Below are 14,081 nucleotides of genomic sequence, written 5' to 3' on the forward strand. Positions count from 1 at the left end.
ATGCAACTGCAAGAAATTTTGTACTCCCAAGGCTTTGGTACGCGCCGTATTTGCGCGGGTTTGATTCAGCAAGGCCATGTGCAGGTCGACTTGGGCGAGGGCCTGGTGGATTGCGACAACCACCTCGAAGACGTGGCCGTCAAAGCTGGCCTGATGTATTCGGTGCAAGGCGTGCTGTGGCCGTACCACGAGAAGGCCTATGTGCTGCTGCACAAGCCCGCCGGTTACGAGTGCTCGCATAAACCTTCGGCGTGGCCCAGCCTTTACACCTTGCTGCCGGCCGCGCTGCGCCAACGGCCGCAAAAAAGTGCGGTGCAAGGCGTGCAAGCGGTGGGGCGCTTGGACCAAGACACCACCGGCATGCTCGTGCTCACCGACGACGGCCCCTTGATTCACCGCATGAGTTCGCCGCGTCACCATGTGCCCAAGGTGTACGAAGTGACGACCGACGATCCGCTCGATGCCACGCAGGTTCAACGCCTGCTCGACGGTGTGGTGCTGGACGATTCGCCCAAACCCGTCAAAGCCGCCGCTTGCGAAGCAGTGGCCGAGCATCACATGCGCCTGACCTTGACCGAGGGCAAGTACCACCAAGTCAAACGCATGTTGGCAGCGGTGGGCAATAAGGTGGTGGGGCTGCATCGCTCGCAAATTGGCGCCATGCCTTTGCCGGCTGAGTTGGCGCCGGGTAAGTGGCGCTGGATTTCTGAGGATGAGTTGAAGCTGTTGGCCACCAACAGTTTGACGGCTGCCTGAGTCGGCCTTTAAGGCTTGTCGCTTAAAAATTCGGTGATCAACGCCAGCGTTTGCGCCGGTTGATCGCGGTGCGGCGAATGCCCGCAGGCGGGAATGGCGTGGCGTTGAATCTCTGAATTGGGTGCAATTTCTTCAATTTGCGCCAAGCTGCCGTAGGCGTCGTTCACGCCTTGCAAGGCCAACACGGGGCAGGAGATGGCTTGGCATTCAGCGCGAATGTCAAAGTTTTGAAAACCGGGCGACAGCCACACGTCGTTCCATTGCCAAAACGCCGTGTCCACATGGGCATGAAATTTGGCCAAGCGTTCGCGCAAGCGGCCACCCTGAGGCGTGCTGTCTAAAAAAGCCGCACGCGCGGCTTGAATGGCTTGGATGGACACCGCCTCCACCTTCACATGCGGTGCCATGACGATGCACGCGCTCAAGGTGTGGCGTGCCGCGTGCAGCAACGCGATGGTGCCGCCGTCGGAGTGTCCCAGCAAGACGGGCGCTTGGATGTGCAATGCTGCCAACAGTTCAGGTAGCACGCCCCAAGCTTCGTGGTGCATGTAATCGGGGGGCAAGGCGTTGGCCCCACGTACATCGGCGATGTCCTGCGACTGGCCGTAGCCCCGCCTTGAAAACACCACGCCTGCGCGGCCTGTGGCGTGGCAGACCTGTTCGGGCCAAAAGCCGTCGCGACTGCGCCACATGGCGACCGAGCCCAAGCCTTCGTGCAAAAACACCAAGGTCGCGCGCAACGTTTGGCCCTCGGCAGGGGGAAGGGCGGGGATGTGCACCACTTCGAGGCGTGAATCTTTGAGCTGCATCGAATTCATCGCGCCATCGTAAGGCGTCGCGCACGAGGGACAAAGACGCGCTCGTTACACTTGGGACACGTTTTTCAAAGGTGTTTACCCCGTGATTTTGTTTCAACGCGTGACGCAGGCCCTCGCGGCCGCACTGGTTTTGGCTTGCTTCTCGGCGCAGGCTGCCAACCCGATTTTTGTGCTCAATTCGCTAGACGCCAGCGTCAGCGTGATTGACCCCACGACCTGGAAAGAAACCCAACGCATTGCCACGGGCAAAGAGCCGCATCACATGTACCTCACGCCGGACGAGAAATCGGTCATCGTGGCCAACGCAGGCAGCGACTCGTTGACCTTCATCGACCCCCGTACCGCCCAAGTGCAGCACATGATTCGCGGCATCTTGGACCCCTATCATTTGCGCTTTTCACCTGACATGAAATGGTTTGTGACGGTGGCCAACCGCCTCAACCACATCGACATTTACCGCTGGGACGGCCAAGCGCTCACCTTGGCCAAGCGTATTCCCTCGGGCAAAACGCCCAGCCACCTTTGGATTGACACCAAAAGCACCACGGCTTACGCCACCATGCAAGACAGCAACGAGCTGGTCGCCGTGGACTTGGCCACACAAACCGTCAAATGGCGCGTCAAAACGGGCCAAATGCCTGCCGACGTATTTGGCACGCCCGACGACAAACACCTGTTGGTCGGCTTGACCGGCGACAACCATGTGGAGGTGTACGACGTTTCTGGCCCGCAAGCCAAATTGGTCAAAACCATTCCGACAGGTCAAGGCGCGCACGCCTTCCGTGCTTTGGGCGATGGACGTCATGTGTTCGTGGGCAACCGCGTGGCCAACACCGTGAACAAAATCGACTACACCACCTTGACCTCGGTGGCGCAGTTCAAAGCTCCCGGCGGTCCAGACTGCATGGAAGTCACGGCCGACGGTAAGTTGCTGCTGGTGTCTTCGCGTTGGATCAAAAAAGTCAGCGTGATTGACTTGAGCAATGGTCAGTTGTTGCGCCAGGTGAACGTGGGCAAATCGCCGCACGGCATTTGGACTTTGGACCACGCTAAACGTTTTTAAACGGCATGTTTTTTAACAAGACCTTGGCCCAATGCATGCCCAAGTTTGTGCGTCATGGGCTGACGGGTTTTGGGGCGTTTGTGATCTCGGCCAGTTTTACCGCCCAAGCTGCGGCGCCGTGCAACAAACCGCTCTACCTCACGTTTGATACGGGGCACATGGGCGTGGCGCCTTTGATTGCCGAGGTGTTGCAGCGGCAAAACGTGAAGGTCACGTTCTTTGCGGCTAACGAACCCACCCAAGAGGGCGACGGCACCTTGGGCGAGCATTGGGCGAGTTGGTGGCGGGCGCGCGGCGCGGAAGGCCACGCGTTTGCCTCGCACACGTATGACCATGTGTATTGGCGCGCCGACGTCGGTCATGGCAGCTGGCAAATGCGCGCCAGTGCAGGCCCGAACAAAGGCAAAACCGAGGTCTGGAATAGCCAGCGCTATTGCGCTGAGTTGCAGCGCGCCAACACCCGTTTGCAGCAGGTGACGGGTCAAACCCCGCTGCCCTTGTTTCGCGCGCCTGGCGGTAAAACGTCGCCCTCGTTGCTGGCTGCAGCCAAGCAATGCGGGTTTGGCCATGTGGGTTGGGCGGATGCAGGCTTCTTGGGCGACGAGTTGCCCAGCGACAAATACCCCAACGCGATGTTGTTGCAGCGCGGGTTGAAAAACGTGCGCTCTGGCGACATCTTGATGGCACATTTGGGCATTTGGTCGCGCCAAGACCCGTGGGCGCCTGCGGTGTTGGAGCCGCTGATTGAAGGCTTAAAGGCCAAAGGGTTTTGTTTCGCCACCCTGCAGACGCATCCACAATTCAAAGCATGGACACACTGACCGACCTGTTCGCCGACGCTCAAGCCGCCTTGTACGAAGGCGTGATGCAGCCCTTGGCGTTTGCGTTGGGGCTAGGCAACCGCTTAGAAGATTTGTTTGATGGCACGGGGTGGTTGCTGGTGGGCTTGCTGCAAATTCTGGTCATGGTGGTGGTGATCGGCCCCTTGCAGCGCTGGCGTCCAGCAGAGGCTCAAGGCCCAGCCAGTTCGGTGCGCACCGACGTGATTTACACCCTCATCCATCGCTTGGGACTTTTTCGGATTGCCTTGTTTTTCACCATCGAGCCTGTGTTGGACGATGCGATGGGCGTGCTGCGCACCGAAGGTGTGGGCTCTTTCCATTTGGACGGTCTTTGGCCCGGCGTGACCGATGGCCCGTGGGTCAGTTTTTTGATTTACTGGTTGGTCTTCGACTTTTTGAACTACTGGCTGCACCGTGCCCAACACCAATGGCATTGGTGGTGGACCTTGCATGCGATGCACCACTCGCAACGCCACATGACACAGTGGACCGACAACCGTAACCACTTGCTCGACGACCTTATCGGTGCCGTGGTGTGGGTGATGGTGGCGCAGATCGTGGGCATCGCGCCCAGCCAATTTGTGGCCGTGGTGGCCCTGACACAACTGAGCGAAAACTTCCAGCACGCCAACTTGCGGGTGAGTTTTGGCAAATGGGGCGAGCGCCTGTGGGTGAGTCCGCGTTTTCATCGTTTGCACCACGCCATTGGTTTGGGCCACGAAACCCAGCAAAACGCGAAGGTGGTGTTGGGCGGTCACAACTTTGGGGTGTTGTTGCCTTGGTGGGACATGCTGTTTGGTACAGCCAACTTTTCAGAGAAATTCGAGTCCACAGGCATTCGCGATCAAGTGGAGAAGGGTGTGGACTACGGCGAAGGCTTTTGGGCGCAGCAGCGCTTGGGGCTGTCGCGTTTGCTGGCCGTTTTGAAGGGGCACACTGAAAGTTGATCGCCTCGGTTATGCTTTTCCAATGCGATTGTTTTTAGATTCTTTTTGGCGCGCCTTGGGCTACTGCCTGATGCCGCGCGTGATGCTGCTGTCTTTGCTGCCCTTGGTCATGCTGTTGGCCTTGGCGATGAGCTTGGGCTATTTTTACTGGCAGCCCACCCAAGACTGGGTGCGCGAGATGCTGGACTCCTGGCAGATGTTGCAAAGCATGATGGACTGGTTGCAAGCGCGCGGCGCCGGCGGCTTGCAAAGCGTGATGGTGCAGCTGGTCATCATCTTTGCCATCACCCCTGTGCTGGTGATCGTCTCCCTTTTGGCGGTGTCGTTGATGATGACGCCTGCGTTGCTCAACTTGGTGGTGGAACGCCGCTTTCAGCACCTATCACGCAAGCAAGGCGGAACCATGGTCAGCAGTTTGATGTGGACTTTGGGCTCTACCTTGGCAGCCATCCTAGCTATGCTGATTTCGCTGCCCTTGTGGGTGGTGCCGCCACTCATGTTTGTGGTGCCGCCTCTGATTTGGGGTTGGTTGAGCTACCGCGTGATGGTGTACGACGCGCTGCTGGCACATGCCAGCCGCGAGGAACGCATCACCATCGGTCGGCGGCACCGTGGCTGGCTGTTGGTGATGGGGGTGCTGACTGGCTACATGGGGGTTTTGCCCAGCATGGTGTGGGCATCTGGGGCCTTTTTTGCTGCTGCGTTTGTGCTGTTGGTGCCCTTGGCCATTTGGATTTATGCCTTGGTATTTGCCTTCACCTCCCTGTGGTTCACCCATTACAGCTTGGCGGCGTTGGAAAGTCTGAGGGCGGAGTCGGACTTTGTGGTGGTCGGCGCCTCAGAACCGCTGCCCGCGCTAGCATTGCCGGATGAACCACACGCCACACCCCCTGCCGTCTGAGACGCGCCCCGAATTTGGTCTGATCATCGTCGGTGACGAAATCTTGTCTGGCAAACGCGCTGACAAGCACATGCCCAAAACCATTGAGTTGTTGTCCGCCCGCGGTCTCACGCTGGAGTGGGCCGATTACGTGGGCGATTCGCCCGAGCGCATCACCCGCACCTTGGCCAGGGCTTTTGAAAGCAACAGCATTGTGTTTTCGTGCGGCGGTATCGGTGCCACGCCGGACGACCACACCCGCCAATGCGCGGCGCGCGCTTTAGGGGCTGAGCTTGAGCTGCATCCTGAAGCGGAAGCCTTGATTCGTGAGCGCATGCAAGACACGGCCAAAGAGCAGGGCATCCCCTACGAGCCCGACCGCGCGGACAACGTGCACCGCCTCAACATGGGCGTGTTCCCCAAAGGGGCCAGCATCATTCCCAATCCCTACAACAAGATTCCTGGTTTCAGCTGTCACGGCAAAGGTGGTGGCACGGTGCATTTTTTGCCTGGCTTTCCGGTCATGGCTTGGCCCATGATGGCTTGGGTGCTCGACACGCATTACCCGCATTTGTTCCAGCACGAGGCGTGGATTGAAAAGTCAGTCGTTGTTTACGGCTCCATGGAGGCCACGCTGACGCCCTTGATGGAGACCTTGGAGCGTGAGCACGCAGGCATCAAAGTGTTCAGCCTGCCCAGCGTGGATCATCCGGTGCATGGGCGCCACATTGAGTTGGGTGTGAAGGGGGCGCCGGCGCTGGTAGCCTTGGCTTATCCCGCTTTGTTGGCAGGCCTGCAGCCGTTTGGCGTGCAATTGGGCCCCGAACTGGTGCGGCCTTGATGGTGCATTCATTTGGTGCACTCTCTGTGACTTGCACCAATTTTGTGCGTATTGCGGCTGCCTTTTTATGCATCAAACCACATACCTGCGTCTGAGTCACCTCGAACTCAGTGCAAAATATGAGGCTTGACGGGAGAAGTGATGTCTGAACTAGGTCGTCCATGACTTGGCACAGAAACTGCATCCTTAATCCTTGAAAACTTTTTAAACCAACTACCCTAGCAGGAGAACTTGATGGCCAAGACCGTCGCAGACGTAATCAAAATGGTGAAAGAGAACGAAGTCAAATTCGTGGACTTCCGTTTCACCGACACCCGTGGCAAATGGCAGCACATCACTGCGCCCGTGTCGCAGTTTGACGAAAGCAAGTTCGAAGACGGTCAAGCGTTTGACGGTTCTTCCATCGCCGGTTGGAAAGGCATTGAAGCCTCTGACATGCTGTTGATGCCCGATCCCAACAGCGCCATCATTGACCCGTTCTTTGAAGAAGTCACTTTGGTGTTGATCTGTGACGTGATCGAACCCACCGACGGCAAAGCCTACGAGCGTGACCCACGTTCGATCGCCAAGCGCGCTGAGTCTTTCCTCAAGCAGTCTGGCATTGGCGACACCGCTTACTTCGGTCCAGAGCCAGAGTTCTTCTTGTTCGACGAAGTGCGTTGGAGCACTGAGCCTAACAACACGTTCTACGCCATCAACGAATACGAAGCCCCTTGGAACAGCGGCGAGAAAATCGAAGGCGGTAACCGTGGTCACCGTAACCGCGTCAAAGGCGGCTACTTCCCCGTGCCTCCCGTCGACAGCACACACGACATGCGCAGCGAAATGTCGTTGTTGCTCGAGTCCGTGGGCATCCCCGTCGAAGTGCACCATCACGAAGTGGCTGGCGCTGGCCAGTGCGAAATCGGCACACGTTTCTCCACTTTGGTTGAGCGCGCTGACTGGACATTGCTGCAAAAGTACGTGATCCACAACGTGGCCAACGCTTATGGCAAAACTGCCACGTTCATGCCTAAGCCCTACGCTGGCGACAACGGTTCTGGCATGCACGTTCACCAGTCCATCTGGAAAGACGGCAAGAACTTGTTCGCAGGCACTGGCTACGCTGGTTTGTCTGACTTGGCCCTGTACTACATCGGCGGCATCATCAAGCACGCCCGTGCTTTGAACGCCATCACCAACCCAGGTACCAACAGCTACAAGCGCTTGGTGCCTCATTACGAAGCACCGGTTAAGTTGGCTTACTCGGCCAAGAACCGCTCAGCATCGATCCGTATTCCTAACGTCGCAAGCGACAAGGGCCGCCGCGTGGAAGCGCGCTTCCCAGATCCATTGTGCAACCCTTACCTCGGCTTCGCAGCCTTGTTGATGGCTGGTTTGGATGGCATCGAGAACAAGATTCACCCCGGTGAAGCAGCGACCAAAGACTTGTACCACCTCCCTCCAGAGGAAGACAAGTTGGTGCCAACCGTTTGCTCCAGCTTGGACCAAGCGTTGGACGCCTTGAACGCCGACCGTGCCTTCTTGACCAAAGGCGGCGTGTTCACCGACTCGTGGATCGACGCTTACATCGAATTGAAGATGCAAGAAGTCAACCGCAACCGCGTTGAAGTGTCTCCTGTCGAATACGATATGTACTACTCGCTGTAATTCGTTACAACGTGAGATACACAAAAAGGACGGCGCGAGCCGTCCTTTTTTGTTTCAATTGAGATTGATGTTTCAACGTGGGCTGACATGACCTGTATTGCTTTGCTTCGCTTGCCACGCAGACTTGGGTGCTTCTGTCTTTGCCTAGGTCAGGTGCGAGTACGGTTGGCCGTTTTATTCGTTAGCGTCTTGGCACTTTGGATTGTTCCAGCGGCGCAGGCCGAGTCGCCACGCGTGTTTCGTTGCGGCAACGTGTACACCAACCAACCGGCCCCCAGTCAAAACTGCAAACCATTGACGGGTGGCCATGTCACGGTGATTGAGGGCACGCAGGTGCAAACGCCTGTTTCATCGGCAACACCGGGTTCGACGGCGTTAGCCGCGTCATCCGCTTCGTCCGACGCAACGGCTTCTGCCGCGCCTCCCAGCAAGCATAAAGTCGACCCTCAAGCGCAACGTCAACGCGATGCACAAGCCAGTGTGTTGTTGCAAACGGAGTTGCAAAGAGCCCAAGCGCGCCATACCGAATTGCTGCAACTGTGGCGCAACGGCGAGCCAGAGCGCCAAGCCGATGAGCAGCGACAGCCCCAAAAATACCAAGAGCGCGTGGCCCAGCTGCGCGCTGCCTTGCAACGCAGTGAAGCCGATGTGGCCGGGCTGCTGCGCGAATTGGCACGCTTGCCCAACACTCCTGTCGCCACGAGCACCCCATGAAACCCTCAAAAGCCGCTACAGCTTCCGCGCTCAAGCCCCAAGCCAAGCCAACCTCCCAAGACAAGTCAAGCTCACACGACAAGTTAGCCCCCACACACATGTTTGACTTGCTCGCCACCCTCGTTGCGATCGTGCGCGTGGATGGCATCGTGGTGTTTGCCAACGCTGCACTCGAGGACGTGATGGGTTTGTCACGCCGCAACATTGAGGGCACATCGCTGTCGGCGTATTTCACCGAAGCGCATGCGCTGAACAACGCCTTGCAAGGCGCGCAAACCAACGCCTTCGCCGCCCTGCGCTACGACGCGCACTTGCGCCGCCCCAACCAAGACCCGTTGCCTGTCCACGTCATCGTGGCCCCCAGCGATCGGGCCGATGAAGTGCTGGTGGAGTTGTTGCCCTTGGAGCAGCAAACCCGCCAAGACCGCGAAGATCGCCTGATCGACCAAGCCCAAGCCAACAAAGAGCTGATTCGCAACTTGGCCCATGAAATCAAAAACCCACTGGGTGGTATTCGCGGCGCGGCGCAGTTGCTGCAAATGGAAGTCGAGAGCAAAGACCTCATCGAATACACCCAAGTCATCATTCACGAAGCCGACCGCTTGCAGGTGTTGGTCGACCGCTTGCTGGCACCACACCGTCGTCCGCATGTGGTGGGCGACGTCAATATTCACGAGGTGTGCGAGCGCGTGCGGAGTTTGATCTTGGCTGAGTTTCCCAAGGGCTTGCGCGTGGTGCGTGACTACGACATCTCTATTCCTGAGTTGCGCGGCGACCGCGAACAGCTCATTCAAGCGGTGCTCAACATCGTGCACAACGCCGCGCAAGCTTTGGTGGATCGGATTGCGACAGGCGACGCGCAGATCATTTTGCGCACCCGCATCAATCGACAAGTAACTTTCAGCAAACAACGCTATCGGTTGGCACTGGAATTGCATGTGATAGACAACGGGCCCGGCATTCCGGAAGAAATCAAGGACAGGTTGTTCTTTCCCTTGGTTTCGGGACGAGATGGCGGATCAGGCTTGGGGCTGAATTTGGCACAAACTTTTGTGCAACAGCACCACGGCTTGATTGAGTGCGACAGCGTGGTGGGACGTACAGATTTCAAAATCTTGATCCCGCTGCCTTGATGCCTCTGACCCACGGCCCACCTATGAATTTTGAGAAAGTAGCGCTGACATGAAACCGATTTGGATTGTGGATGACGACCAGTCAATTCGCTTCGTGCTGGAGAAGGCGCTGCTGCGCGAGAACATGCCCACGCGCAGCTTCACCAACCCCCGCGAAGTGTTGCAAGCACTCGATGTCGCAGGACCTGACGACGGCCCGCAAGTGCTGGTCAGCGACATCCGCATGCCGGGCGGGTCGGGCCTGGATTTGCTGGGCAAAGTCAAAGAGCGCTTGCCTGCCTTGCCTGTCATCATCATGACGGCGTTTTCAGACTTAGACAGCGCGGTTTCTGCCTTTCAAGGCGGTGCTTTTGAGTACTTGCCCAAGCCGTTTGACTTGCCCAAAGCGGTGGAGCTGATCCGCCGTGCGGTCGAGGAAAGCCAGCGTGAGCAAGCGCAAATTGAGTTGCAAGATGCCACGCCTGAAATGCTGGGCCAAGCGCCTGCCATGCAAGACGTGTTTCGTGCCATTGGTCGCCTGAGCCAAAGCAATGTGACCGTGATGATCACCGGTGAAAGCGGCTCTGGCAAAGAGCTGGTGGCCCGGGCCCTGCACAAACACTCGCCACGCGGTGACGCGGGCAACAAAGGCCCCTTTGTGGCCATCAACACCGCCGCAATCCCCAAAGATTTGCTGGAAAGCGAGCTCTTCGGGCACGAACGTGGTGCATTCACGGGCGCACAAACCACACGCCGTGGCCGCTTTGAACAAGCTGAAGGCGGCACCCTGTTTTTGGACGAAATTGGCGACATGCCGTTCGACTTGCAAACCCGTTTGCTGCGCGTGTTGAGTGACGGCAACTACTACCGCGTCGGCGGCCACAGCGCCATCAAGGCCAATGTGCGGGTGATTGCGGCGACGCACCAAGACTTGGAGAAGCGCGTCAAAGATGGCGTGTTTCGCGAGGATTTGTTTCACCGTCTGAACGTGATTCGTTTGCGTCTGCCCGCTTTGCGGGAGCGACGTGAGGACATCCCCGCACTCACGCGCCACTTTTTGCAGCAGAGTGCACAACAATTGGGCGTGGAGTCCAAACGTATCTCCGATTTGGCGCAGAACGTGTTGAACCAGTTCAGCTTTCCCGGCAACGTGCGTCAGTTAGAGAACATTTGCCATTGGTTGACCGTGATGGCGCCCGCGCAGGTGATTGAGCCCAAAGATTTGCCGCCTGAAGTGCAGTTGCAAGGCGAGGGGGCAGACCTGGCCGTGCATGTGGGTCAAGACACATCGGCGGTGGCAATGGGCCATAGCCCTGCGTCTTCCGAGTTGCCCAAAGCCTCGGCACCGGTTTCAAGCGCCTCAGACAGCGGCGTAGCTGCACCCGTGGTGCTGAACATGCCCGGTGCTGACTGGGAGCAGGGCCTAGAAGCCGAAGCCATGAGCTTGCTCGTGGCAGGACGCACCGACATCTGGGACGTGCTGATCAACCGCTTTGAAGCGCGTTTGATTCAAACGGCTTTGGTGAACACGCGCGGACGGCGCATTGAGGCGGCCCAAAAACTGGGCATTGGCCGCAACACCATCACCCGCAAGATTCAAGAGTTGGGCCTCGACGATTGACGGCAGGCTGAGCGAGCCGCTGCTGTGGCGGCTCGTCGGGCGATTTAGCCCAGTGTGACTACCACCGGCGTGTGGTCGCTGGGGCGCTCGTTTTTACGCGGTGCTTTGTCGATCACGCAGGCTTGCACAGAGGGCTTCAAAGCGTCGCTGACCAAGATGTGGTCAATGCGCAAACCACGGTTGCGGCGGAAGGCGAACTCGCGGTAATCCCACCAACTGTAGGTTTTCTCGGCTTGGTCGAACAAACGGTAGGCGTCATGCAAGCCGGCGTCAATCAGCGCTTGGAAGTGCGCGCGTTCTTCCACGGTGCAATGGATGGTGTCTTTCAGGCCAACCGGGTCCCACACATCACGGTCGTCTACGGTGATGTTGTAGTCACCCATGAGCACCAATTTGGGGTACTGCTTGAGCTCTTCGCGAACCCACTGGTTCAAGGCTTCTAGCCAGCGCATTTTGTAGACAAACTTGTCGCTGTCCGGCGCTTGCCCGTTGGGAAAGTAGGCACCAATCACGCGTACGCCGTTCACGGTGCCTGTGATCACGCGCGCCATGTCGTCCTCAAAGCCGGGGATGTTTTTCACCACCTCGGTGGCATCGTTGCGTGAGAGCAGGGCCACGCCGTTGTAAGTTTTTTGCCCGAAAAAAGCCACTTGGTAACCCGCGGCTTCGATGGCGGCTTGGGGGAATTTGTCGTCGGTGGTTTTGGTTTCTTGCAGCACCAGGGCGTCAACAGGGTTGGCCGCCAGCCAGTCGAGCACTTGCGGCAAGCGGACGGTGAGGGAGTTGACGTTCCAGGTGGCCAGTTGCATGGGGAGCGCGCTCGCCATTAGAGGTGCATGAAGGCCAAAACGCCCACGCTCACGCCAGCAGCGCCCACACCAAACATGGCAAATTGCAGCCAGCGTTTGCGAGTCAGCAAGGCGATGGCAGCCAAGGCAATGGCGACTTGCAAAAAGGTGGTCGCTTGGGCCCAGCGATGGTGTTGGTGCATTTGATCGTCAGAAGCTTGGTCCCACTCGTTGGACTTGGCTTCCAGCGATTCAGCTTTGGCTTTGATCTCTGCTTTTTCGGATTTGTAGCGCTTGATTTCATCGGTGTAGAAATCTTTTTTGCTCGCAGGTGCCAGTTCCAAGGCCAGCTCACTCAAGTTTTGTTTGCTGCTTTTGGCTTGGTAGTAGTTCCACTGGTTGGAGGCTTCGGTTTTTTTGATGGCGGCATTGTTCTTGTACAAACCGGCATTGGCTTGGGTGGCGCCACCCATGTAGCCAAAGATGGCGCCCACAGTGGCGATGATGGCCGTGAACAAGGCGATTTTGTTGGTGAAGCCATCGCCATGCCCTTGGGCAGCGTGCTCGAGTTCGTGGTCGTGGGGACCGTGGACGTGGAAGCCGTGGTTGGACATGGAAGTTTCCTCAATTAGTGGGGGTTCGAACGGGTCAAGGTGACAAAACTGTAGGCCAAGCCATTGGCCGAGGTGTGTGCTGTGCGATTGGTTTCATGCCAAGTGGTGTCGAATTCGGGGGCGAATGCGTCGCCTTCAAATTCAGCATCGATTTCGGTGATGACGGCACGTTGCGCCAAAGGCAAGGCTTGGGCGTAAACCTCTGCGCCGCCAATGACCCAGGCTTCGCCTTTGTCGTTGCTATCTCCATCGCAAAGAGCCAAGGCTTGCGCCATGCTGTGAGCGACGTGGGCGCCAAGAGCTTGCCAATCGGTTTGACGGGTGACGACGATGTTGGTGCGCCCAGGCAGGGGACGAAACTTCGGAGGCAATGATTCCCAAGTCTTGCGGCCCATGATGACGGGCTGGCCCAAGGTGGTGGCTTTGAAGTGCGCCAAGTCCTCAGGCAAATGCCAGGGCAATGTGTTGTTTAGGCCAATCACACCACGCCTGGCGCGAGCAAAGATCAGGTTCAAACGCATGGTTTTAAAGAGCCCAAACGTTGCGCGTTAAACCGCGACCGGTGCTTTGATGGCCCCGTGACATTGGTAGTCCATGACTTCGAAGTCTTCGTACGCGTAGTCAAAGAGGCTGTCGGGCTTGCGCTTGATGTTCAGCGTGGGATAGGCAAAGGGCTCGCGACTCAGTTGCAGCGCCACTTGCTCGTGATGGTTGCGGTAGATGTGGCAATCGCCGCCGGTCCAGATGAAGTCGCCCACATCCAAATCGCACTGCTGGGCCACCATGTGTGTGAGCAAAGCGTAACTGGCGATGTTGAAGGGAACGCCCAAGAAAATGTCGGCACTGCGTTGGTATAACTGGCAGCTTAAGCGGCCGCGTTCACCTGGGTTTTGAGCGGGTGCGACATAAAACTGAAAAAACGCATGGCAAGGCATTAAAGCCATTTGGTTGAGTTCAGCCACGTTCCATGCGCTGACGATGATGCGGCGTGAGTCTGGATTGGACTTTAAGGTTTGGATGACTTCTGAGATTTGGTCAATGTGCCCGCCATCGGGCGTGGGCCAGCTGCGCCATTGCACGCCGTAAACAGGGCCTAAGTCGCCGTCTTCACGCGCCCATTCGTCCCAAATGCTGACGCCGCGGTCTTTGAGCCAGTTGTTGTTGCTGGAGCCGGTTAAAAACCACAACAATTCTTGAATGATGGAGCGCAGGTGTACTTTTTTGGTGGTGACCAGCGGGAAGCCTTCGTTCAGGTCGAACCGCATTTGGTAGCCAAACACGCTTTTTGTGCCGGTGCCGGTGCGGTCCGTCTTGGCCACGCCGTGCGTGTCAACGTGGTGCATGAAGTCTTCGTATTGGCGGCGGATGGGGCGCATAGGAGGGTAATCACTGAAAAAAAAGCTGTTTGAGTTTAAGCGGTTTGAATAACTTAAAG

At 57.6% G+C, this 14,081-nt stretch carries 15 protein-coding genes; 10 read left to right on the forward strand and 5 right to left on the reverse strand.

What is annotated here, in order from left to right; translation table 11 throughout:
* On the forward strand, positions 1-756 hold the full coding sequence (locus B9Z42_RS07215) for a pseudouridine synthase (protein ID WP_100132792.1): 756 nt from the start codon (positions 1-3) through the stop codon (positions 754-756).
* 8 nt (positions 757-764) lie between these two features.
* Here the strand turns inward: B9Z42_RS07215 and B9Z42_RS07220 are convergent, their stop codons facing one another.
* The gene (locus B9Z42_RS07220; protein WP_100132657.1) at positions 765-1,574 is read right to left on the reverse strand and encodes an alpha/beta fold hydrolase; all 810 of its coding nucleotides are present in this window, start codon (positions 1,572-1,574) and stop codon (positions 765-767) included.
* 100 nt (positions 1,575-1,674) lie between these two features.
* Between B9Z42_RS07220 and B9Z42_RS07225 the strand changes: the two genes are divergently transcribed.
* The 9 genes from B9Z42_RS07225 (at position 1,675) to ntrC (ending at position 11,244) form a co-directional block, all read left to right on the forward strand.
* Complete coding sequence (locus B9Z42_RS07225) at positions 1,675-2,637, forward strand: YncE family protein (RefSeq protein ID WP_100132793.1); 963 nt, start codon at positions 1,675-1,677, stop codon at positions 2,635-2,637.
* Between the two features lie 35 nt (positions 2,638-2,672).
* Complete coding sequence (locus B9Z42_RS07230; protein ID WP_100132794.1) at positions 2,673-3,458, forward strand: polysaccharide deacetylase family protein; 786 nt, start codon at positions 2,673-2,675, stop codon at positions 3,456-3,458.
* Positions 3,446-4,426, forward strand: a complete 981-nt coding sequence (locus B9Z42_RS07235; RefSeq protein WP_100132658.1) for a sterol desaturase family protein — start codon at positions 3,446-3,448, stop codon at positions 4,424-4,426. The genes B9Z42_RS07230 and B9Z42_RS07235 overlap by 13 nt, the downstream gene beginning before the upstream one ends.
* Before the next feature lie 22 nt (positions 4,427-4,448).
* Complete coding sequence (locus B9Z42_RS07240; protein WP_100132659.1) at positions 4,449-5,327, forward strand: EI24 domain-containing protein; 879 nt, start codon at positions 4,449-4,451, stop codon at positions 5,325-5,327.
* A complete protein-coding gene (locus tag B9Z42_RS07245; RefSeq protein WP_100132660.1) occupies positions 5,296-6,147 on the forward strand; it encodes a molybdopterin-binding protein in 852 nt (283 codons plus the stop codon). Before B9Z42_RS07240 ends, B9Z42_RS07245 begins: the two co-directional genes overlap by 32 nt.
* Before the next feature lie 234 nt (positions 6,148-6,381).
* Positions 6,382-7,797 (forward strand): type I glutamate--ammonia ligase, encoded by a 1,416-nt coding sequence (gene glnA / locus B9Z42_RS07250; RefSeq protein WP_100132661.1) that lies wholly within the window; start codon positions 6,382-6,384, stop codon positions 7,795-7,797.
* Positions 7,798-7,986: 189 nt separating this feature from the next.
* Positions 7,987-8,511 carry a hypothetical protein gene (locus B9Z42_RS07255; RefSeq protein WP_233203555.1) on the forward strand — a complete coding sequence of 175 codons (525 nt, stop codon included), beginning with the start codon at positions 7,987-7,989 and terminating at the stop codon, positions 8,509-8,511.
* A 98-nt stretch (positions 8,512-8,609) separates the two neighbouring features.
* Positions 8,610-9,644 (forward strand): nitrogen regulation protein NR(II), encoded by a 1,035-nt coding sequence (gene glnL / locus B9Z42_RS07260; RefSeq protein WP_100132795.1) that lies wholly within the window; start codon positions 8,610-8,612, stop codon positions 9,642-9,644.
* A gap of 49 nt (positions 9,645-9,693) precedes the next feature.
* Positions 9,694-11,244, forward strand: a complete 1,551-nt coding sequence (ntrC, locus tag B9Z42_RS07265; protein WP_100132663.1) for a nitrogen regulation protein NR(I) — start codon at positions 9,694-9,696, stop codon at positions 11,242-11,244.
* Positions 11,245-11,288: 44 nt separating this feature from the next.
* On the opposite strand, the gene xth is transcribed toward ntrC, so the two are convergent.
* Genes xth through B9Z42_RS07285 form a run of 4 tightly spaced genes read right to left on the reverse strand, consistent with a single transcriptional unit; the run spans position 11,289 to position 14,022 of the window.
* Positions 11,289-12,053 carry an exodeoxyribonuclease III gene (gene xth, locus B9Z42_RS07270; protein ID WP_100132796.1) on the reverse strand — a complete coding sequence of 255 codons (765 nt, stop codon included), beginning with the start codon at positions 12,051-12,053 and terminating at the stop codon, positions 11,289-11,291.
* Positions 12,054-12,070: 17 nt separating this feature from the next.
* Entirely contained in the window at positions 12,071-12,646 is a 576-nt protein-coding gene (locus B9Z42_RS07275) for a DUF4337 domain-containing protein (RefSeq protein WP_100132664.1), read from the reverse strand.
* Positions 12,647-12,660: 14 nt separating this feature from the next.
* Positions 12,661-13,167, reverse strand: a complete 507-nt coding sequence (locus B9Z42_RS07280; protein ID WP_100132665.1) for a dihydrofolate reductase — start codon at positions 13,165-13,167, stop codon at positions 12,661-12,663.
* Positions 13,168-13,194: 27 nt separating this feature from the next.
* Positions 13,195-14,022: a thymidylate synthase gene (locus B9Z42_RS07285; RefSeq protein ID WP_100132666.1), complete on the reverse strand. Its 828-nt coding sequence runs from the start codon at positions 14,020-14,022 to the stop codon at positions 13,195-13,197.
* Positions 14,023-14,081 lie beyond the last annotated feature (59 nt).

This window comes from Limnohabitans sp. B9-3 (assembly GCF_002778325.1).
Lineage (GTDB): Bacteria > Pseudomonadota > Gammaproteobacteria > Burkholderiales > Burkholderiaceae_C > Limnohabitans > Limnohabitans kasalickyi.

Coding starts and splice junctions, on each gene's coding strand:
- B9Z42_RS07215 (WP_100132792.1), top strand. CDS start 1: ATGCAACTGCAAGAAATTTTGTACTCCCAAGGCTTTGGTACGCGCCGT.
- B9Z42_RS07220 (WP_100132657.1), bottom strand. CDS start 1,574: ATGAATTCGATGCAGCTCAAAGATTCACGCCTCGAAGTGGTGCACATC.
- B9Z42_RS07230 (WP_100132794.1), top strand. CDS start 2,673: ATGCCCAAGTTTGTGCGTCATGGGCTGACGGGTTTTGGGGCGTTTGTG.
- B9Z42_RS07235 (WP_100132658.1), top strand. CDS start 3,446: ATGGACACACTGACCGACCTGTTCGCCGACGCTCAAGCCGCCTTGTAC.
- B9Z42_RS07240 (WP_100132659.1), top strand. CDS start 4,449: ATGCGATTGTTTTTAGATTCTTTTTGGCGCGCCTTGGGCTACTGCCTG.
- B9Z42_RS07245 (WP_100132660.1), top strand. CDS start 5,296: ATGAACCACACGCCACACCCCCTGCCGTCTGAGACGCGCCCCGAATTT.
- glnA (WP_100132661.1), top strand. CDS start 6,382: ATGGCCAAGACCGTCGCAGACGTAATCAAAATGGTGAAAGAGAACGAA.
- glnL (WP_100132795.1), top strand. CDS start 8,610: ATGTTTGACTTGCTCGCCACCCTCGTTGCGATCGTGCGCGTGGATGGC.
- ntrC (WP_100132663.1), top strand. CDS start 9,694: ATGAAACCGATTTGGATTGTGGATGACGACCAGTCAATTCGCTTCGTG.
- xth (WP_100132796.1), bottom strand. CDS start 12,053: ATGCAACTGGCCACCTGGAACGTCAACTCCCTCACCGTCCGCTTGCCG.
- B9Z42_RS07275 (WP_100132664.1), bottom strand. CDS start 12,646: ATGTCCAACCACGGCTTCCACGTCCACGGTCCCCACGACCACGAACTC.
- B9Z42_RS07280 (WP_100132665.1), bottom strand. CDS start 13,167: ATGCGTTTGAACCTGATCTTTGCTCGCGCCAGGCGTGGTGTGATTGGC.
- B9Z42_RS07285 (WP_100132666.1), bottom strand. CDS start 14,022: ATGCGCCCCATCCGCCGCCAATACGAAGACTTCATGCACCACGTTGAC.